The sequence below is a fragment of the Kribbella sp. NPDC051587 genome (genome assembly GCF_044453945.1).
Classification (GTDB): domain Bacteria; phylum Actinomycetota; class Actinomycetes; order Propionibacteriales; family Kribbellaceae; genus Kribbella.
This window is the reverse complement of sequence record NZ_JBITDE010000012.1, coordinates 96238-116044: the sequence shown is the minus strand read 5'-3', so window position 1 is coordinate 116044 and position 19807 is coordinate 96238. Positions and strand designations below refer to the sequence as shown.

Below are 19807 nucleotides of genomic sequence, written 5' to 3'. Positions count from 1 at the left end.
CCCGGACGACAACGAGCTTCACCGGCCATCGACCGGGCCGGTGACTCGAGCGGCGAGGAGGCCGCCGACGCCGGGGACCAGCGAGAGTAGCCAGATGCGGTGGTGTCCGTTCCTCACGAGTACGGCGATGACGATGGTGCTCGTGTAGGCGAGTCCATGGATCGGCCCGAGCGCGGCAGCGATCGACGGGTGATGGATCGTGACGAGGTTGGCCAGGAGCAGGACCAGTGTGACGAGCTCGAAGGTACCGATCAGGTGCAGCGCGCGCTGCGGGTTCATAGTCCGGCTCCGGTGGTCGAGCCCGGGCGGTAGACCATCAGTACGACGACGATCGCCCAGAGGAGGTTGAAGATTCCGGTCCGCATGCCGAGCTGCCGATCGCCTCGTGCGAGGTCGTGGCCCTGTTCGAGGTCGCTGAGCAGCCGGCGCTGGCCGGGCAGGATCAGTCCGATCAGGACGGCGGCGGCGCCGGCGGTCAGGACCATCGAGATGATCAGCCAGGTGTCGCCGAGGACGCCGAGACCTGCGCCGGTGGCGAGCCCGAAGACCGGGACGAAGACCGCGATCACGCTGTAGACCCGCGTGATCCGATGGAGGATCTGAACGGTGGCCGAGCCGCGGACGTCGTCAGGATGGCCGAAAGCGCCCCGGGCCGCCCGGGGAAACATGCTGGCGGCGATCGCGACCGGACCGACGGCGAGAATCGCGGCCAGGACGTGGATCGAGAGCAGGAACGCGGTCATGCGCCGATGGGCAGTTCGGTACCGGTGTCGCGCCAGGGCGTGCCGCGGCGTTCGTGCTCGAAGTAGTCCTCGATGGCACGCGCGACGCGCGGGCCGAACTCGCGCTCGAGCAGGTAGAGGCCGAGGTCGATTCCGGAGGTGACGCCGCCCGCCGACACCAGGTCGCCGTCGTCGACGATCCGCGCCCGTACGGCGTTCACTCCGGTGGCGGCGAGTGATTCCTGACCGAGGACGTGGGTGGTCGCCGAGCGTCCCTTGATCAGCCCGGTCATGGCCAGCGCGAGCGATCCACCGCAGTTGGTCGCGACAGTCATGGCCGGGTTGTCCAGGCACTGCTGCAGAAGTGGGGCTGCGGCGCTCCCGGCGAACGCGGCCAGCAACTTCGGGATGGTGTCGTCATGGGCCGGACCGGAGGCCCCCGGAAGAAACACATACCCGGAGCGGTCCGGGGTGAGCGAGCCAGTGGCGGTCAGCGCGATGCCGGGGGTGCCGGAAGTGACGGTGCGCGGTCCTTCGGCGGTGACGAGTTCGATCTCCAGGGTGCCGTGCAGCAGGTCGCTGCCGGCGGTCAGGACCTCGTAGGGGCCGATGACGTCGAGGGGATCGAATCCGTCGTACAGGACGAATTGTGCGCGCGTCCGTGGCATGGGGATCCTTTCAGGAGGGTTGTTCTGCCTGCACATCCTCACGTAGTTCGATCGGGCTTCACCACCGGCCATCTGGACACAAAAGACCTGAATCTGGCCATACGCAATGGATGGCCAGAACTGCCTATGATGGTGCGATGCAACTGGTCGTGGTACTCGCGCTGGACGATGTTATCTCCTTCGATCTGGCCACTCCGATCGAGCTGTTCGGACGGGTGCGGCTGCCCGACGGGCGGGCGGGGTATCGGGTTGTCGTGGCCGGAGCGACGCCGTCGGTCGCGGCCGGACCGCTGCGGGTCACGCCGGGCGCGGGCCTCGATGTCTTGGAGCAGGCGGACCTGATCGTCGTACCGGGCCGCAACGATCCGAAGGTTCCGACCGCGCCCGAGATCCTGGACGCGCTGCGGGCGGCGGTCGATCGGGGGACGCGGATGGCCTCGATCTGTGTCGGTGCGTTCACGCTGGCCGAGGCGGGCCTGCTCGACGGGAAGGTCGCGACTACGCACTGGCTCGGCGCCGACCGGTTGGCGCGGGAGTATCCGGCGGTCCGGGTCGACCCGGACGTTCTGTACACCGACAACGGATCGATCCTCACCTCCGCGGGGGCCTCTGCGGGTCTCGACCTGTGTCTGCATGTGATCGAGCGCGACTACGGAGTCGCGGTCGCGGCCGATGCCGCGCGCCTGGCCGTCGCGCCGCTGCATCGCACGGGCGGGCAGGCGCAGTACATCCTGCGCAACCGCCCGACCCTGCGGACCGGGAATCTCGAACGCGTGCTGGAGTGGATCGAGGAGAACGCGCATCGCCGGCTGACCTTGACCGACATCAGCACGGCCGCGGGCATGAGCGTGCGGACGCTGGCACGCCGGTTCGCCGAGGAGACCGGGCAGAGTCCGATCCAATGGCTGACCGGTGTCCGGATCCGGCACGCCCAGGAGCTTCTGGAGACGACCGACCACACCGTCGAACGGATCGCCGGCAAGGTTGGGTTTCCGACCGCCAGCAACTTCCGCGCGCTCTTCGCCCAGACGGTCGGAGTCAACCCAGGCGCCTACCGCCAGACCTTCCGCTCGTCGGCGACAGCCCGATGAGCCGGCTCAGTTCGAGGTTGGTAGCCCACAGCTCGATTCCGGAGTGACGACGAGCACCTCGCGCATCATTCCGGAGGCGGCCATGAGGCTGGAGATGATGCACAGATCGTAGATCTCGGTCTCGGTGAAATTCCGGTGCATCAGATCCCAGGCCTGGTCGTCGGCGGACAGGGCGCGATGGTCGTTCAGGAAGCGCTGGGTGAAGTCGATGGCCAGTCGTTCGCGCGGTGTGAATCCTGGCCAGGTCTGGTAGCGGTGGATGTTGTCGTACCATTCGTCGCTGATCGGTTCGCCGGCGTATCCCGGCAGGTCGCGCGCGGCGCGCCACTGCGCGCAGGAGTCGCAGTCGACCATCCAGGCCGCGTAGTACCGGGCGGCTTCGCGCTCTTTCGGTGTTACCGTCGAATCGTTGACGAAGAGGGTCTGGCTGACCTTCTGCAAGGTGTCGCGGAGATCCGGTGATCCGATGTCGGTCTGGATGTACAGCAGCGGGTGCCGGCCTTCAGGAACGGTGACTCGCACGGGGATTCCTCTCGTCGGGCGTTCGGTCCGGAAATGCTATGAAGCCGACGCGGTCCGCACATCCGTACCAGTACTGGCTACCGGCCAGACGTCGGGGATGCGGTCGGCAGCCAAGGCGGGCAGCAGCGACGTGATCACCTGGAGTCCCAGGGTCTTCGCCAATGGGTCCAGGTCCTCCGATTTGGCGAACTCCTGTCCGGCGAGCCGACGAGCGAGCGGGCGCTGAACCAGCGCCGCCGACGGTCCGTTGATGGAGAAGTACAGCAGGTCGGGAGAGGTGGGCTCCACCTTGCCCGCGCCGATCAGGCGTTCGAGAACCGGCAGGAACGTGACGGCTGTCGGTTGCATGTACCGGCTGTAGAGATAGTCGAGCCGCTCCGATTCCCGGGCCGCCTCGTCCCACAGCACGCGATGGATCGCTGGATGGTGCGCGACGTTGCGGTAGTGCCGCAGGACCATGGCCGCCAGCAATTCGTCGTCCCCGAACCGGGCGTCCTCCGGCGACATCAGTACGCCGATCTCCGAACAGCCGAAGTCCACCACCGCGCGCCAGAATCCCAGCTTCGAGCCATAGCGCTCGTTCACGTAGTTGTGACTGACGCCGATCCGGCGCGCCAGTTCACGCACGGTCGTCAGCTCGTAGCCCAGCTCCGCGAAGGTCTGGAGCCCCCTGCGCATCAGGTGCGGTGTTTCCGCTGGATTCGGTGTCGGCACAGCGAGACTCTATCAGGCGCTTTTCCAAAAATCTCACTTGACGGCTGTCAATTACGTCACTTGACGGGCGTCAAGTGACAACGCTACGGTTTTTGTGTGGGCCCGTCGTGACCGTTCTGGTCGAGGGCGCACCGAGAGGAGGCCGACGTGAGTGAGTTGTGGAGATTGCGGGCCGGTGAACTGGCGGCGCGGATCGCGGGCAAGGAGGTCACCTCGGTCGAGGTGGTCGAGGCTCATCTGGAGCGGATCGCCGAGGTTGATCCGCAGGTGAACGCAGTGGTGAGAGTGCTCGCGGACGAGGCGCGCGCCGCAGCGGCCGCAGCGGATCGGCAGATCGCCGACGGCGCGGTCCTGGGCCCGCTGCACGGCGTTCCCTTCACGGTGAAGGAGAACCTCGATGTCGCCGGTCTGCCCACGACCTGGGGAGTGCCCGCGCTGGCCGAGGCGATTCCACCGGAGAATGCGCCGGCCGTCGACCGGATGCTTGACGCCGGCGCGATCCTGTTAGGCCGAACCAATCTGTCCGACATGGCCTTGCGTGTCGATACCGGAAGCACCTTGCACGGGCGGACGTACAACCCGTGGAACGCGGCCCGGACCGCGGGTGGATCCAGCGGCGGCGAAGGTGTGGCGCTGGCGACCGGCATGAGCCCGCTCGGCCTCGGGACCGATATCGGTGGCTCCTTGCGCAGCCCTGCGAGCGCGTGCGGTATCGCGTCGATCCGTCCATCGGCGGGACGGGTTCCCGATGCGGGGTACGTCCCCAGTGCTGATCGCCTACTAGCCGTTCAGCTGTTCAATGTCGTGGGTCCGATGGCGAGGCGAGTGGCAGATGTGCGGCTTGCCCTGGGCGTCCTCTCGGGTGCCCATCCGCGTGATCCGTTGTCGCTCGACGTACCGGCGGAGTTGCCGCTGGATGGGCCGATCCGCGTGGCGGTTTCCGCCTCGCCGTTGGGTGACAAGGTCGATCCCGCGGTCGCGGCAGCGGTGGGTAAGGCTGCCGACGCCTTGTCGGACGCCGGGTACGACGTTGTCGACGTCGTACCGCCGCGTTACGAGGAGGCCGAGGAGGTCTGGCTCAGGCTCCTCCTTGGTGACTACGCCTCGGTGCTGGACCATCTGTTGCCGATCATGGGTGCCCCTGGCGTCGCCTTCCTCAATGCGCTGTCGGACTCGGTGGCGCCGGTCTCCGGCCTCGCCGAGATGTCTGGGCTCCTGGCTGTCCGGGACGGCATCGCTCGTGACTGGTCGCTGTTCCTGCAGGACCATCCCCTGATCCTGACGCCGACCTGGAGTCAACTGCCGTTCGAGATCGGCCTCGACACCGAGACCGCGGCGGGTGCTGTTGCGACGCGTCAACTGATCAAGCCGATGATGCCGGCCAATCTGCTGGGTCTTCCCTCGGCCTGTGTCCCGGCCACCCGCGACAACGAGACGGGTCTGCCGGTCGGCGTGCTGATCACTGGTCGCCGCTTCCGCGACGACCTCTGTCTCGATGCGGCGGAGGCGATCGAGAGCAGGCTTCCGCTGTCCACACCGATCGATCCGGTCGGTACGCCGTCCGGACACTCCCCGAACGAGAGCTGATCGCCATGTACCAACTGACGGTTCTGCACAATATTCCCGCTGACCGGAAGGTGTTCGACGCCTACTACGACTCGGTCCATCTACCGCTGGCGAAACAACTTCCGGGTGTCCGCCGCTTCACGGTCTCGCGGCCCGCGGCGCAAGACGGCGTCCCCGCCGCCTATCACGTGGTAGCGGTGCTCGAGTGGGATGACGAAAAGGCCTACCAGTCCAGCATGAACTCAGCCGAGGGCCAGGCGGCCCTGGCGGACCTCCCGAACTTCACCGCTGCCGGCATCACCTTGCTACCAGGCGAAATCGACATCCTGTGAGCCGGAGGAGGAGGCCATGGCGAAGGTACTGATCTCCGGGGGCAAGCATCGCCGGCCCAGCGCTCGGCTACTGGCTCGCACAGTACGGATTCGAGGTGACCATCGTCGAGAAGGCGTCGTCGGTCCGGGCCGGTGGCTATCCGATCGATGTTCGTGGCACCGCGGTCGAGGTGCTGGAGCGGATGGGACTTGTGCCGCAGGTGCGCGCCGCGCATCTCGGCACGGAACGAATCACGTTGATCGGCCCCGACGGCAGACCCGTCGGACAGCTTCAGCCAGAAGCTGTTGCCGGGGGAGTGCGGGGAAGAGACTACGAGCTTCCCCGCGGCGAACTTGCCAGCCTCCTGTACGACGCGGTGCACAGTGACGTGGAGCTTCGGTTCGACGATTCGATCGAGTGGTTGCGCACTGACGACCGTCGGGTCGAGGTGACGTTCGCCAGTGGCCGGCAGCAAGGATTCGATCTGGTGATCGGTGCCGACGGACTGCACTCCCGAACTCGGCAACTCGCCTTCGGTCCGGAGGAAAGGTTCACCAAGCATCTCGGTTACGCCTATGCCGGCTTCACGGTGCCCAACACCCTGGGCCTGGCCCACGAAGCGGTGATGTACAACGCGCCTGGGCGGATGGCGGCCCTCTATGCGCCGGCCCGTAGCGACACTCTGCATGGACTACTCGTCACTGCGAGAACGCGGCCGTCGTCGTTCGAGCTGAGTGACGTTCGTTCCCAGCGGGAGATGCTGGGTCGGCGCTTCGCCGACGACGGCTGGCAGGTGCCGGCGATGCTTGAGCAGCTGAGTACCGCCGACGATCTGTACTTCGATGTTGTCACCCAGATTCACCTGCCCAGTTGGTCAGCCGGTCGCGTAGCACTGGTGGGTGACGCCGCTTACGCGCCGTCCTTCTTCTCGGGTCAGGGAACAAGTATCGCGCTGGCCGGGGCTTACGTGCTGGCGGGCGAATTGGCATTGCATGACGACCACTCAGCTGCGTTCGCAGCCTATGAGCGGATCACCCGCCCCTACGTGTCCGCGAATCAGGCGATCGCCAAGGGCGGGGGCGCGACCATGGCGCCCACTACTGCGGCCATGCTGCGGGTGCGCAATCTGATGCTCAAGGCTGCGCCGCTGCTGGCGCGCACCGGTCTGGCGGGTCGCAGCGCGCGCCGTGCGACCACAGCCTTGGACCTTCCGCAGTACGACGGGCGAGCAGTGTGGTCCGGCGGCTGACGACCTACAGACCGAATTCCGCCGCCCGCTTGATCAGGTCGATACGGGACTTGATGCCGAGTTTCCGGTAGCCGGTCCGGACATGCGATTCGACAGTGCGTTCGCTGATCGACAACCGGTCACCGATGGCCTGTGCGGTCAGGCCGTCGGAAACCAGGGAGAGCACCTGGCATTCCCGCCGGGACAACGAGTCGGTGGGCGACAGAAAGGAGGAGACCGAACGCCGGCCGGATGGCTGCCGGATCAGGAACGTTTTCGACGTGGACCACAGTAACTGGGTGACCGACCTGCACATCGTGGCCAAGGCGATGCCGTCGGCTGATTGCGGGTCGACCGAGCTCAGGAGTTGTGGTGCGTCGAAGTCGACCAGAACCACCACCTGTACGTCGGGATTGCGGATGAGGTCGCCAATGGCGTCCATCGCCTGTTGGGTGAGTGCCGCAATATCGGCCGCCGCCATTCGCTCGGGCGTCACCCAGCCGATACCGCCGTCGATGCGCTTGATCACCGCACTCATTGTTCTCCCGAAAGCTGTTGTGGAAACAATTAATTCAGTACCAGTACTGATGTCCGGAACCAATCGCTCTGGATATCGTCGGAACTATTGATAGCACGTTCTCGTGCGGATCCTTGGGAGTAATTGTGACAACCAATACAGAAACTGATGTGAACGCGGTGCCGGAGCCGAACGAGCTGCCGCCGTTGCCGCCGCGAAGCCCGGAGATGCGCCTCTTCACACCGGATATGTGGGACTACGAGACGCCGGAGAGCTTCGTGCCGCTGGCCGGTGCGACCGGCATCCTGATCCGCGAGATCGACACCGCCCGGCGCTTCACCGACGGCCGGGCGCTGGCCCGGGTGTACCGCGCGGATCCGGCTACCGAACGCCGGTACGCGCCGGCGATCACAGCTGTCGGGCCGAAGCTGTGCCTGGTGCTCAGTGGTGAGGGCGTCTTCGAGCTCGAGGGCCAAGGCGAGCTGATCCTGAAGGAGAGCGACTCCTGGGTGGCGCCTACGGGCAGCGCGCAGACGCTGCTCGACGCTTCGGCCGACTTCTCGCTGCTCGAGTACGAGTTCCCGATGCTCGCAGCGACCACGAGTGGAACCGAGCTGACCGATGAGATGCTCATGCGTTTCGGGCCGGACAGCTACGTGCCCACCCCAGGGTTCAACGCGACCCTGCAGCGCGATCTCGACGCCTTGAAGGAGCTCACCCAGGGCGGTGCGCACGCCACGGCGCTGCGCGGCAATCCGCCACATGTCTGGGCCGGTAGCCCGTGGCACCTGCACATGCAGGAGATCCAGCTCGCCTACCACCTCAAGGGTGAGATGAGCTTCGACTTCGAAGGCGTGGGCCGCATCGACGTCAAGCCGGGCACGTTCTGGTTCCAGACCCCGTTCGGTCGGCACCGTGAGGTGACCGTGAGCCTCGACTTCGAGGGCATCAACGTGGATATCCCGGCAGTAGCCCCGACGACTGTCTTCGTCTACGACGAAGAGCTGGGTGAGTACACGGCCACGACGTACGGCAGTACGACCGACCTGTCCGAGCAGGCCGGCGCTGCGATGAACGAATCCAACTGAGGAACCCGATGCCTGCCACCACGATGCGCGCCGCCCAGTACGACCGTTTCGGCCCTCCCGACGTGCTGTACGTCGCCGAGGTGCCGGTGCCGACGCTGAAGCCCGGTCAGCTGTTGATCAGAGTCCATGCCACCACCGTTCAGGGCGGTGAGATGTCGGTGCGCTCCGGGTTGACCAAACGCGTCAGCGGCTCCCGGCTGCCGCGACGGATCGGTACGGACTTCGTTGGCGAGATCGTGGCCACGGCGGAGCCTGGATCCGACCTGGAGGTCGGAGACCACGTCTGGGGATGCCTGCCGCGCGATCAGTACGTGCGTGGGCATTTCGGGTCGGCATCGGACTTCGTCGCGGTGCCCAGGGACTACGTGTCCTTGGTGCCCCGCGGACTCGACTCGGTCGACGCGGCGGCGCTGGTGGTCGGCGTCGTCGCCGATCGCGGGCTCCGCCAGGTCGCCGAGCTGCAGGCGGGGGAGTCGTTGCTGGTCCGCGGGGCCGGCGGCGGGGTGGGCATTCTCGCGGTGCAGCTCGGCAAGGCCTGGGGAGCACGGGTCACCGCGTTGGCCAGCGCGAAACAAGCCGACGTACTGCGCTCGCTCGGCGCGGACGAGGTGCTCGACTATCGCTCGGTCTCGCTGGAGGAATTGCCACGGCACGACGTCATCTTCGACACCGTCGGCTCAGACCTGGCCACGATGCGCCGTCGGCTGACTCCGAAGGGGCGAATGGTCACCATCGCGCTGGACGTCAACCACCTCCTGCGCTCTGTGCTGACGGTGGCCGGCTCCGCGATGTACGGCGGTCAGCGAATTCGGTTCTTCAGCCATAGCCCACGGACGGCCGACATGGCCGCACTGACCAAGCTGGTCGAGGCGGGTGCTCTCCGGCCGGTGGTCGACACGGTCTACCCGTTGGAGGAGATCGCCCAGGCACACCGTGACCAAGAAGGTGGTGGAGTGCTCGGCAAACGGGTCATCAAGGTGGTGAGCGACTGAACGGTTCTGCCGGTCGCCCCTGATTGTCTGCCGCACCTTCGCACCGCCCACGTTCAAAGGACCGCTTCATGGCCACTTTGCTCTATCGCCTCGGTTACTCCGCCTATCAGCGACGCCGGGTTGTCATCGCCGTCTGGATTCTCGTCCTTGCCGCACTGGGCGGCCTGGCCGGCGTGTTCAGCCGGTCGGCGGACGCACCCTTGACGATTCCGGGAGTGGAATCGGTCGAGGCCATCTCCGTACTGCAGGATCAGTTCCCCCGCAGTGGCGCGGGCGGGGCGACCGCGCGGATCGTGTTCGCTGCTCCGGCCGGTGCGAAAGTCACCGATCCGGAGAACAAGGCCGCGATCGAGGAGTCGGTGAAGACTGCCGGACGGGCCGAAGGCGTCGCAGCTGTCACGGACCCGTTTCTGACCAAGACCATCTCGGCCGACGGAACCATCGCCTATGCCACCGCCGCTTACCAGGTCCAGACGCCGGACATCACCGAGCAGGCCCGGACGCAGCTGCTCGAGTCCGGCAAGGCCGCCGAAGAGGCGGGGCTGCAGGTCGAGTTCGGTGGCGATGCGACGGCCGCTGTCAACGAGATGTCGGCAACCGAGGCCCTCGGCGTCGTCATCGCCCTGATCGTGCTGGCGATCACCTTCGGATCACTGCTGGCAGCGGGTCTGCCGTTGATCACCGCGCTCTTCAGCGTCGGCGTCGGAATGGCTGGTGTGCTCGCGTTGTCGTCGGTGGTCGACCTGACGAGCACCGCACCGGTCCTCGGCCTGATGCTCGGTCTGGCAGTCGGGATCGACTATGCCTTGTTCATCACCGTCCGGCACAAGGAGAACCTGGCCGACGGCCTGGATCCACACGAAGCGGCGGCCCGATCCGTCGCCACGGCGGGGAGTGCGGTGATCTTCGCAGGTGCCACTGTCATGGTCGCGCTGGCCGGCTTGGCCGTGGTGGGGATTCCGTTCCTCACGACCATGGGTCTGGTGGCCGCCGGCATGGTCGGCGTCGCGGTCCTGGTCTCACTCACCCTTGTCCCGGCATTCCTCGGGGTCGCCGGCGCCCGGTTCTCCCGCTGGCCGGTTCCGGGACTACGCAAGCGGCAGGCGGCTCTCACCACCAAGACGCCTGCGGGTGCACGCTGGGCGACCAGCATCACCAAGCGGCCACTGCCGTTCCTGCTGGTGGCGATCATCGGCACGGGGATCCTCGCGGTACCGGCCGCTGACATGGAGCTCGGCCTGCCCAGTGACGCCAATCTGTCGACCGAGACAACCCAGCGCCGCGCCTACGACCTCCTGGCGAAAGGCTTCGGCCCCGGCTTCAACGGACCGCTCACCGTGGTGGTCGACGGTCGTCAGGCAGCAGCCGGCACCAACCTTCAGCAGACCGCGGACAGCTTGGGACAGAAGATCGGCGCGCTGAGCGACGTCGCGGCGGTGACTCCCGCGACGGTCAATCAGGACAAGACTGTCGCCGTGGTCGCCGCGATCCCGAAGAGCAGCCCGTCGAGCACCGAGACCAAGGACCTGGTCAGCCAGATCCGCGACCTCCGGCCCGCGATCGCCTCGACCGGTGCGACCGTCCTGGTCACCGGGTACACCGCGGTCGGTGTCGATCTGTCGGAGAAGCTCGCCGACGCGCTGCCGATCTTCCTGATCGTGGTGGTCGGGCTCTCCTTGATCCTGCTGACCATCGCATTCCGGTCGATCCTGGTACCGCTCAAGGCCACGGTCGGCTTTCTCCTGAGCGTCGGAGCGACCTTCGGGTCGCTGGTGGCGGTCTTCCAGTGGGGTTGGCTGGCCGAATGGCTGGGCGTCAACCAGGCCGGTCCGATCCTGAACTTCCTCCCCATCCTCCTGGTCGGTCTGCTGTTCGGCCTCGCGATGGATTACGAGGTGTTCCTGGTCAGCCGGATGCGTGAGGACTTCGTCCACGGCGCCGAACCCAAGGCGGCGGTGGTCGGCGGCTTCCGGCACGGCGCCCGGGTGGTGACGGCGGCGGCCCTGATCATGGCCTCGGTCTTCGCCGGCTTCATCCTGGGCGGCGATCCGACCATCAAGAGCATCGGTTTCGCGCTGGCCTTCGGCGTCCTGATCGATGCCTTCGTCATCCGGATGACGGTCGTCCCGGCACTGATGGCGCTCCTCGGACGGAGCGCCTGGTGGATCCCGCGCTCGCTCGATCGAGCGCTGCCCAAGGTCGACATAGAGGGCGCGAAGCTGAAGACGATCACCAGCACCCAGCCCGAGCCCGTCCACCAGCCGGTGGCCTGACCGGAAAAGCCACCGGGAGGGCCTGGTCTCCCCAAGCCAGGCCCGCCCGGTCTCCGGGTGCCAAGGAGGAACGATGAAGCTGGCCAACGTCAACGGACGGGCAGTTCTGGTCACGGGCGCCGATCGCGGCATCGACGTCGCGATCGCGTCGTGCGGTAGGTACGGTCCGGACCCGGCGGCGATCTATGCCGACTGGGACGGATTCCGCGCGTGGGCTGCCGAGGGGCCGACCGGCCCTGAGAATGTGTTCGCTCGTGCGGACCTCCGATCGCCGTCACCGTCGCCGCGGCAGATCTTCGCGGTCGGGCTCAACTACGACCAGCACGCTGCTGAGGCCGGCTTCGAGCCTCCGAACGCTCTGCCGCCGACGTTCACCAAGTTCGTCTCGGCCCTGACCGGTCCCGACGCCGAAGTCGTCCTGCCGGCCGGCGGCGAGGTGGATTGGGAAGTGGAGTTGGTCGTCGTGATCGGACAGGTCGCACAATTCGTTGCGGAGGACGACGCCTGGGACCAGGTGGCCGGCGTGACCATAGGTCAAGATCTGTCCGAGCGGGTGTCGCAACTGGCAGGCCCGACGCCACAGTTCAGCCTGGGCAAGTCCTTCGCCAACTTCGCGCCTGTCGGTCCGTGGCTGATCACACCGGACGAACTGTCCGACCGTGACGATCTGATGCTCGGTTGTTCGGTCGACGGCGAGACGGTCCAGCATGGACGTACCGGTGACCTGATCTACCCGGTGTCGCGCCTGATCGCCGACCTCTCCGAGATCGTCACCTTCCTGCCCGGCGACCTCATCTTCACCGGCACGCCATCAGGGGTCGGATTCGCTCGCAGCCCGCAGCGATTTCTCCAACCGGGCCAGCACCTCGTGAGCTGGATCGAAGGTATCGGAGAGATGCGCCAGACCTTCCTGGCGTCGACGTGACCCAGCTGAAGCCACGGTCGGCAGCTCTGTGGCGAGTGAGCCGCGAGGCCCTGCTGCTCGCGACGATGTTCGGTATCTACAACCTCGGCCGTTGGTTCGCGGCCGAACAGACCGGCTCCGCGTTCGGCAACGCCTACGAAGTACTCGCCCTGCAGCGATGGTTGCATCTGCCGAAGGAAGCTTCGCTTCAGCGGGCCGCACTGCAGCTTCCCGCGCTGATCGAGAGTGCCAACCTGTACTACGCCTTCGTGCATTTCCCGATCACCGTGGTCGTCCTCTTCTGGCTGGGTATCCGGCGACCTGCCGCCTATCCGAACATCCGGTGGACGCTCGCGGCGATGAGCGGGCTGGCACTGATCGGTCACATCGCTTTTCCGCTGGCACCACCGCGCATGATGCCCGGACTCGTGGACACCGGACTCGCCTTCGGCCAGTCTGTGTACGGCTCCGATCGCGCAGGCACAGTGGCGAACCAGTTCGCTGCCATGCCCAGCCTGCACGTCGGCTGGGCCGCGCTGATAGCACTGTCGATGATCCTGACCACCAGCTCGCCCTGGCGATGGCTTTGGCTCGCGCATCCGACGATCACGTTCGCGGTGATGATCGTGACCGCCAACCACTACTGGTTGGACGGATTGGCCGCCTTGTTCTGTTGGCGTTGACGCTACCGCTTCTGTTGCACCGCTCCAGACCACACGACGGCACCCAGCTCCAGCCACGAGGCTGGAGCATGGCGTAGCCATGGCACATCGGAGGCACAATGTTCTACCCGCTCACAGTGATGGACTTCCTCGACCGTGCGGTCACGGTCTACCCCGATCGGACCGCGGTGGTTGACGAGCCGGACCAACCGGCCGCGTCATGGGGTGACATCACGTATGCCGAGCTGGGACGTCGCGCGAAGGCGCAGGCTGCCGCTCTCGAGGAGTGGCAGGTGCCGGCAGGTGGCAGGGTGGCCATCGTCTCGCAGAATTCGGCACGCATGCTGGCGTCCTTCTACGGCGTCTCGGGCTGGGGACGTGTGCTCGTGCCCATCAACTTCCGCCTTTCGGCGGCTGAGGTCCGCTACGTCATCGACCACTCCGGAGCCGAGGTCATGATGGTGGATCCGAGCTTGCGGCACCTGGTCGACGAGGTCGGGTGCAAGCGGAGCTTCGTCCTCGGCGACGACGACCAGCAGATCTGGGGTTCGACCGCTGAGCCGCGGCCGTGGATCGGAGACGAACAGGCGACGGCGACGATCAACTACACCTCCGGTACGACGGCCCGCCCAAAGGGCGTGCAGCTGACCCACCGCAACAATTGGCTCAACGCGGCGGTGTTCGGTTGGCAAGCGTCGGTGTCGGACCGTGACGTCTACCTCCATACCTTGCCGATGTTCCATGCCAACGGCTGGGGACATCCCTTCGCCGCCACCGCCATGGGCGCCACCCACGTCGTGATCCGCAAGATCGACGGCACCGAAATTCTGCGCCGGATCGAGAAACACGGGGTCACCTACCTGTGCGCCGCTCCAGCCGTGGTCACCACTGTCCTCGACGCGGCCAAGACCTGGCCCGGCGACATCCCCGGTAGCGGGCGCGTACGCATCATCGTGGCCGGCGCCCCGCCTTCGACCCGGACGATCGCGCGCGTGCGTGACGAGCTCGGGTGGGAGTTCATCCAGATCTACGGACTCACCGAGACCTCGCCCCTGCTGACCATGAGTCGCATGCGGGCGGAGTGGGACGGACTGGACCCCCACCAGCAAGCCATCAATCTCGGCCGGGCCGGTGCTCCGGCCGTGGGGGTTCGGTTGATGGTCGACGACGAGGGCGAAGTACTGGCCCGGTCAAACCACAATCTCGCCTCCTACTGGGACAGCCCGGAGGCGACCGCACAGGCTCAGGCCGGCGACTGGTTCCACACCGGCGACGGCGGCACGTTCGAAGACGGCTACCTCACCATCGCCGACCGTAAGAAGGACGTCATCATCACCGGCGGAGAGAACGTCTCGTCCATCGAGGTCGAGGACGTTCTCACCTCGCACCCGTCCGTGCGCGAGGTAGCGGTCATCGGCATTCCCGATGAGAAGTGGGGCGAGTTGGTGACAGCGCTCGTGGTGCTGGACAGTGACGAGGAACCTGTCGACGAACCCACGCTGATCGCACACTGCCGCGAGTACCTCGCGGGCTACAAGTGTCCCAAGCGCATCGAATTTCGCGACCAGCTCGCGCGCACCGCGACCGGCAAGCTCCAGAAGTTCAAACTGCGCGCGGAGTTCTGGTCAGGTCACGACCGGCAGATCAACTGACCTGTTGGCCGCAACCGATATCCCCCTTGAGAGAGATGCGTCGATATGCGTTCGAGGCCCTGGACCGCCCTGCTCGGTCCGTTCGGTACGGCGTACGCGGCGCGGTTCAGGTGCTGTCAGCGGCTAGGAGCCGTGGGCGGCTCTTCGATCGCTCTGGCGCGCACGGCCAAGGGGATCACCAGCCAGAAGAGGGCGACCCAGAGCAGGAGGACGGAGACGGTGATGAGGGCGATGTGGCGGGACAGGACGACATCGATGGCGAGCAGGACCCCCCCGGTGATCGCGGCGACGAGGAACGCCAGGCCGATCCGGGCGAAACGGTCGGTGATGACGACGAGCTGGTCGCGCAGGCCCTGGCGGTGGACGATGCGGTGGAAGGAGATCGGTGCGAGGAACGTCGCTGCCGCGAGGGCGCAGGCGATCAGTGTGGTGGCGTAGACGAGGTGGGTGAACTGGTCGGCGGCCTGGAACTGGTTCTGGAAGGCGATGCTCAGCAGGAACGCGAAAAGGATCTGGGTTCCGGTCTGGGCGAGGCGCAGTTCTTGCAGCATTTCGTTCCAGTGCCGGTCGAGGCGTTCACCCGAGTCTTCTTCTTCGCGGGTGTAGCCGGCGTGTGAACGGGTCATGGCGGGGCCCTTCGTGCAGTCTTGTTCAGTGGCGTGGCTGTTGTTCGAGCGGCTGAAGGTTTCCGCGGTGGGTCGACAGTTCGACCGTGTCGTGGCCGATCCGGGCGATGTCTGCCCAGGGCAGGTACCAGACCTCGCCCAGCCGGCTGTGGACGAGTGCTCGCAGCAAAGCCGGTCCGACGTGGCGTTCGTATCCGAACAGCTGGGTGACCTGCCGCTCGACGACGATCAGGCCGTCCACCCGGAGGGCCGCCTGACTGCCGCCCGCGGGAAGCGGGCCGTCCTGGACCAGCCGGACGTCCGCGACACCACCGATGCGCTGACCGTCGCGGTCGAGCACGCTCCGGCCGAGAAGCTCATTCAGGCGCATGGCCGGCTCCAGGGATCTTGTCGATGATGTGCCGCTCGACCCAGTCGTCGCCACGGGTGAGATCCAGGTCGCCACGCACGATCTTGACGGCGGTGTCGATCTCCATCACCTGTACCGCGGGGATGCGCTCCCGCCCGGCGATCAGCGCCGACACGACCGGCGGGTCGGCCGCCAGGTCCAGCTCGACATCGTCGACCTTGCCCAGCAACTCACCCGTCGACTGGTCGATCAACTGCCGGTCGAGTAGATGCAGCTGCGCGTGCAGCACCTTGCCTGCCATCGTCATCGCCCCGCTTTCGTGATGATCATCAGTGGGATCGCCGCGATCGATGCCACCAGCAACAAACCGAGATAGATCAGCCCGAGGAAGTTCCGCACCCGGCCGTTGACCTGGTCGCGCATGTAGTCGGGGTCGTTGGCGATGATCAGGATCGGCAGATAGGTCAGCGGCAGTGCCATCGCCGCGAACACCACCGAGTACTCCGTGACCAGCACCGGATCGACCATCGTCATCAGGGTCAGGATCGCCAGCAGCAGGCAGATGATCATCACCAGGTGGAACCGCGAGGCCTGCCGCGGCCGGACGAACTTGCCCCACTGCCAGCCGAAGTACTGCGCGATCGTGTAGCCCGATGACAGCGACGTCTCCAACGCCGCTCCGAAGGTCGCCGCGAACACCCCGATCAGCACGATCGCGAGCCCGAGCTTGCCGAGGGCAACGGCCACCGGCAGGGTCACCTGGCCGAGCGTCTCCACGTGGATGCCCGTCGGCAGGTACAGCACTGCCGCACACCCGGCGATCGCCAAAGACAACAACCCACCGAGCGGGAAGCCGATGAACACGTTCGACCGTTCGGTGGCCAGATCCCGCTTGGTCCACTTCTCCTCCACCCCACCAGACGAGAAGAAGAACACCTCGTACGGCGTCATCGCGGCCCCGAACAGCGCGATCGCGTAGTACGCGTAGGTCGCCCAGGTCTCGTGACCGATCGGATGCGGGTTCGTCGCCTGATGGACGAGCTGGCCCCAGTCCGGGCCGAGTTTCCACAGCGCCACGGCGAAGACGATCAGCATCAGCCCCATCAGTCCGAAGACCGTCTCCAGTTTGGAGAACTTGACCCGCCAGATCACCAGCCAGACCGCCAGGGCAGCGAGCGGCACCCACAGCAGATAGCTGACACCGCTGGCCAGCTCGAAGGCCAGCGCGACACCGCCGATCTCGGCGATCAGGGTCAGCAGGGTGACGAGGAACGACGCGATGAGCGTGACAAGTCCGGTACGTCGGCCGAGCCGCTCCCGGATGAGGTCGAACACCGGGCGGCCGGACACCGCGACGACCCGGCCGGACATGTCGGCGTACAGGCAGATGCCGATCACACCGACCACGACGACCCAGCTCAGCCGCATCCCGAACCGGGCGCCGACCAAGGCGTTGGTGACCAGGTCGCCGATGTCGACGAAGCCACCGATCGCGGTCAGGATGCCGAGCGTGACGGCGAAGACCTTCTTCACTTCGCGGTCTCCCCCAGCCGGCGCAGGCCCTCGGTCGTGATGGCGAGCTTCTCCACCAGCTCGGCCACGCCGTCCCGGTCGCCGTTGGTCAGCGCGATCCGCAGGTCGGTGAGGTTGCCCGCGGCATCATCGAGCGTCTTGGAGACCTGGTCGTAGGTCTTGCGGGAGGTTTCCGTCGTGGGTTGCTGCTGGTCGAAGGTGCTGCCGGCCTGACTCAGCGCCTGCTCGGACTCGGTGACGAGTTGGGTCGCCGGCTGGGACCACAGTTTGTGGTCCAGGAACGAACGGCCGGCCAGTTCCGCCGTACCGACAGCTGAGGCCGCATCGCGAGCCGCCCGAGCGCCATCTGAGCGCAGTTGCTGATCAGGGTTGCCGCAGCCGGCCGTCAGCACCACAGCCAGGCAACCGATCCCGCACCAGCCGATGAGTCGTCGCACCCTGCACTCCTGTCCGTCAAGCGTGCCAGGCTGGTACCCGCAACGGAGAGACCGCTAACTCACCGGTCATGGAGCCGCGCGGCACCCGGTGACTCGGTGGGTCTGGCAGGCTTTCCAGGTCGAACCGGTCGGCTATGTGGCGTCGCCGTCGTAGCGGGGGCGGGTGGGGTGGGGGTCTAGCCAGTCCTGGGAGCGGCGCCACCAGACTTCGGCGACGGGGGTGAGGCCGGAGGTGTCGTCGAGGGTGCCGGCTTTGACGATGATGAGGGTGGGGCGTTCGTGCAGGATGGTGAAGATCGGGGTGCCGCAGGTGGGACAGAACAGGCGGTCGCGCAGGTGTCCGTTCTCGGTTCCGGTGGTCTGGTAGGTGGCGGGGGTGCCGGTGATCTCCAGCGTGGCGCGCGGGATGAGGACGTTGACCGAGAACGCCGATCCGGTGTGGCGCTGGCATTCTCCGCAGTGACACAGGACGACGGCTTCGGGTTCGGCATCGAAGCTGTACCTGATCGCACCGCATAGGCAATGGCCGGTGCGCTGACGGGTGACGGTCGGGGTGCTGTTCATCGTTGGTTCTCCTCGGGGGCGACCCGGATCAGTTTGCGGTTGAGGAACTCGCCGATGCCGAGTTCGGAGAGTTCGCGGCCGAAGCCGGAGTTCTTGACGCCGCCGAAGGGCAGCGCGGGGGAGTCGACGAAGCAGGAGTTGATGTAGACCATGCCGGACTCGATCCGGGCCGCTACCTGCTGGGCGTGCTCGACGTCCGCGTCGAAGACGTAGCCGCCGAGGCCGTACTTCTTGGCGTTGGCCAGGGTGATCGCGTCGGCCTCGGTATCCACGACGTAGAAGGAGAGCACCGGCCCGAAGGCCTCTTGCTGGTAGAGCGGATTGTCCTCGGCGATGTCGGTGATGATCGTCGGTTCGAGATAGAAGCCAGGGCGATCGACGCGCCGGCCTCCCTGCACGATCGTTGCTCCTGCCTGACGGGCAGCCTCGATCTGGGCGAGTAGGCCGGCCAGCGCGCGTTCACTGGTGACGGGACCCAGGTCGGTGGCTTCGTCGGTGGGATCCCCGACGGTGATCGCGGCGAATCGTTCTTTCAGCGCGGCCAGCATCTGCTCGCCTCGTTCCCGGCCGACGACGATGACGCGCTTGATGTTCACGCAACCTTGTCCGGAGTTGAAGGTCCGGCCCATCACGACCTGTTCGACGGCGTGGTCGAGCGGTGCGCCCGGCAGGATCACGGCGGGGTCGCTGCCGCCGAGTTCGAGGATCACCTTCTTGAGATTGCGGCCGGCGCGCTCGCCGACCGCACTGCCGGCCCGCTCGCTGCCGGTCAGCGCGACACCACGGACGCGGAAGTCGTCGATCAAGGTGGCGACCTGGTCGACGCTGCAGAAGAGGTTGGTGTAGACGCCTTCCGGAACGCCGGCCTCCTCGAACAACCGGGCGAAGGCCAGCGCGCACTGTGGCACGTTCTCGGCGTGCTTCACCATCACGACGTTGCCCGCGACGAGTTGGGGAGCGACGACTCGAACCACTTGGTAGTAAGGGAAGTTCCATGGTTCGATCGCGAGAATCACGCCGATGGGTTCCGCGTGCAGGGTCGCGTCCGGCTCATCGGGCAGCTTCCGCGGTGTGAGGAAGTCCTCGCCGTGCTGTGCGTAGTACTCGAGGATGTCAGCGACCAGATCGACCTCGGCAGAGCTGAACCGCGCGACCTTTCCCATTTCCAGGATCGGGTACTGCGCGTACTCGTCGCGCTTCTCCCGCAGGATCGACGCGGCGCGACCGACGATCCGGGCGCGCTCCGCGACCGGCCTCGAACGCCAGTCCTGGTGATAACGCTGGTCCGCTGTGGCCAAGGCTGAGCGAACCTCTTCATCCGACTGCAGTGGAAATTCCTTGACGGTCTCGCCAGTGGCCGGGTTGATCGATGTGAAAGGGGGCATGG

Annotated in this window: 23 protein-coding genes; 10 read left to right on the top strand and 13 right to left on the bottom strand. The window is 66.4% G+C overall.

Annotation, left to right across the window (positions count from 1 at the left end; translation table 11 throughout):
- Positions 1-18: 18 nt before the first annotated feature.
- The 3 genes from ACIA49_RS32835 to ACIA49_RS32825 are packed head-to-tail and all read right to left on the bottom strand — an operon-like array spanning position 19 to position 1390.
- Positions 19-279: a hypothetical protein gene (locus ACIA49_RS32835; protein WP_396381769.1), complete on the bottom strand. Its 261-nt coding sequence runs from the start codon at positions 277-279 to the stop codon at positions 19-21.
- Positions 276-743, bottom strand: coding sequence for a hypothetical protein (locus ACIA49_RS32830; RefSeq protein ID WP_396381767.1), 468 nt, complete (start codon positions 741-743; stop codon positions 276-278). Before ACIA49_RS32830 ends, ACIA49_RS32835 begins: the two co-directional genes overlap by 4 nt.
- On the bottom strand, positions 740-1390 hold the full coding sequence (locus ACIA49_RS32825) for a DJ-1/PfpI family protein (RefSeq protein WP_396381765.1): 651 nt from the start codon (positions 1388-1390) through the stop codon (positions 740-742). Before ACIA49_RS32825 ends, ACIA49_RS32830 begins: the two co-directional genes overlap by 4 nt.
- Before the next feature lie 137 nt (positions 1391-1527).
- Between ACIA49_RS32825 and ACIA49_RS32820 the strand changes: the two genes are divergently transcribed.
- Positions 1528-2481 (top strand): GlxA family transcriptional regulator, encoded by a 954-nt coding sequence (locus tag ACIA49_RS32820; RefSeq protein ID WP_396381764.1) that lies wholly within the window; start codon positions 1528-1530, stop codon positions 2479-2481.
- A 6-nt stretch (positions 2482-2487) separates the two neighbouring features.
- Here ACIA49_RS32820 and ACIA49_RS32815 read toward each other — a convergent pair whose 3' ends face one another.
- On the bottom strand, positions 2488-3003 hold the full coding sequence (locus ACIA49_RS32815; RefSeq protein ID WP_396381763.1) for a carboxymuconolactone decarboxylase family protein: 516 nt from the start codon (positions 3001-3003) through the stop codon (positions 2488-2490).
- 36 nt (positions 3004-3039) lie between these two features.
- Positions 3040-3681 (bottom strand): TetR/AcrR family transcriptional regulator, encoded by a 642-nt coding sequence (locus ACIA49_RS32810; protein WP_396381761.1) that lies wholly within the window; start codon positions 3679-3681, stop codon positions 3040-3042.
- Between the two features lie 183 nt (positions 3682-3864).
- Here ACIA49_RS32810 and ACIA49_RS32805 point away from each other — a divergent pair, with 183 nt between their 5' ends.
- The 3 genes from ACIA49_RS32805 to ACIA49_RS32795 are packed head-to-tail and all read left to right on the top strand — an operon-like array spanning position 3865 to position 6844.
- Positions 3865-5304: an amidase gene (locus ACIA49_RS32805; protein ID WP_396381760.1), complete on the top strand. Its 1440-nt coding sequence runs from the start codon at positions 3865-3867 to the stop codon at positions 5302-5304.
- Between the two features lie 5 nt (positions 5305-5309).
- A complete protein-coding gene (locus tag ACIA49_RS32800; RefSeq protein ID WP_396381759.1) occupies positions 5310-5615 on the top strand; it encodes an EthD family reductase in 306 nt (101 codons plus the stop codon).
- Positions 5616-5662: 47 nt separating this feature from the next.
- Positions 5663-6844, top strand: a complete 1182-nt coding sequence (locus ACIA49_RS32795) for an FAD-dependent monooxygenase (protein WP_396381973.1) — start codon at positions 5663-5665, stop codon at positions 6842-6844.
- A gap of 4 nt (positions 6845-6848) precedes the next feature.
- Here the strand turns inward: ACIA49_RS32795 and ACIA49_RS32790 are convergent, their stop codons facing one another.
- Entirely contained in the window at positions 6849-7352 is a 504-nt protein-coding gene (locus ACIA49_RS32790; protein WP_396381757.1) for a LuxR C-terminal-related transcriptional regulator, read from the bottom strand.
- 158 nt (positions 7353-7510) lie between these two features.
- Here ACIA49_RS32790 and ACIA49_RS32785 point away from each other — a divergent pair, with 158 nt between their 5' ends.
- From ACIA49_RS32785 to ACIA49_RS32760, 6 genes are all read left to right on the top strand, one after another.
- Positions 7511-8428, top strand: coding sequence for a hypothetical protein (locus ACIA49_RS32785; RefSeq protein ID WP_396381756.1), 918 nt, complete (start codon positions 7511-7513; stop codon positions 8426-8428).
- An 8-nt stretch (positions 8429-8436) separates the two neighbouring features.
- Positions 8437-9420 carry an NAD(P)-dependent alcohol dehydrogenase gene (locus ACIA49_RS32780; RefSeq protein WP_396381755.1) on the top strand — a complete coding sequence of 328 codons (984 nt, stop codon included), beginning with the start codon at positions 8437-8439 and terminating at the stop codon, positions 9418-9420.
- A gap of 68 nt (positions 9421-9488) precedes the next feature.
- Positions 9489-11693: an MMPL family transporter gene (locus ACIA49_RS32775; RefSeq protein WP_396381754.1), complete on the top strand. Its 2205-nt coding sequence runs from the start codon at positions 9489-9491 to the stop codon at positions 11691-11693.
- Between the two features lie 73 nt (positions 11694-11766).
- The gene (locus ACIA49_RS32770; protein ID WP_396381752.1) at positions 11767-12618 is read left to right on the top strand and encodes a fumarylacetoacetate hydrolase family protein; all 852 of its coding nucleotides are present in this window, start codon (positions 11767-11769) and stop codon (positions 12616-12618) included.
- 35 nt (positions 12619-12653) lie between these two features.
- Positions 12654-13280 (top strand): phosphatase PAP2 family protein, encoded by a 627-nt coding sequence (locus ACIA49_RS32765; RefSeq protein ID WP_396381750.1) that lies wholly within the window; start codon positions 12654-12656, stop codon positions 13278-13280.
- Positions 13281-13378: 98 nt separating this feature from the next.
- On the top strand, positions 13379-14911 hold the full coding sequence (locus ACIA49_RS32760) for an AMP-binding protein (protein WP_396381749.1): 1533 nt from the start codon (positions 13379-13381) through the stop codon (positions 14909-14911).
- Positions 14912-15027: 116 nt separating this feature from the next.
- On the opposite strand, the gene ACIA49_RS32755 is transcribed toward ACIA49_RS32760, so the two are convergent.
- From ACIA49_RS32755 to ACIA49_RS32725, 7 genes are all read right to left on the bottom strand, one after another.
- On the bottom strand, positions 15028-15537 hold the full coding sequence (locus tag ACIA49_RS32755) for a DUF6328 family protein (RefSeq protein WP_396381747.1): 510 nt from the start codon (positions 15535-15537) through the stop codon (positions 15028-15030).
- A 25-nt stretch (positions 15538-15562) separates the two neighbouring features.
- Complete coding sequence (locus tag ACIA49_RS32750; RefSeq protein WP_396381745.1) at positions 15563-15907, bottom strand: hypothetical protein; 345 nt, start codon at positions 15905-15907, stop codon at positions 15563-15565.
- Positions 15894-16193: a hypothetical protein gene (locus ACIA49_RS32745; RefSeq protein ID WP_396381743.1), complete on the bottom strand. Its 300-nt coding sequence runs from the start codon at positions 16191-16193 to the stop codon at positions 15894-15896. The genes ACIA49_RS32750 and ACIA49_RS32745 overlap by 14 nt, the downstream gene beginning before the upstream one ends.
- Positions 16190-17419, bottom strand: coding sequence for an NRAMP family divalent metal transporter (locus tag ACIA49_RS32740; RefSeq protein WP_396381742.1), 1230 nt, complete (start codon positions 17417-17419; stop codon positions 16190-16192). Before ACIA49_RS32740 ends, ACIA49_RS32745 begins: the two co-directional genes overlap by 4 nt.
- Complete coding sequence (locus ACIA49_RS32735; RefSeq protein WP_396381741.1) at positions 17416-17856, bottom strand: hypothetical protein; 441 nt, start codon at positions 17854-17856, stop codon at positions 17416-17418. The genes ACIA49_RS32740 and ACIA49_RS32735 overlap by 4 nt, the downstream gene beginning before the upstream one ends.
- A gap of 132 nt (positions 17857-17988) precedes the next feature.
- On the bottom strand, positions 17989-18420 hold the full coding sequence (locus tag ACIA49_RS32730; RefSeq protein ID WP_396381740.1) for a GFA family protein: 432 nt from the start codon (positions 18418-18420) through the stop codon (positions 17989-17991).
- Complete coding sequence (locus tag ACIA49_RS32725; RefSeq protein WP_396381738.1) at positions 18417-19805, bottom strand: NAD-dependent succinate-semialdehyde dehydrogenase; 1389 nt, start codon at positions 19803-19805, stop codon at positions 18417-18419. The genes ACIA49_RS32730 and ACIA49_RS32725 overlap by 4 nt, the downstream gene beginning before the upstream one ends.
- Positions 19806-19807 lie beyond the last annotated feature (2 nt).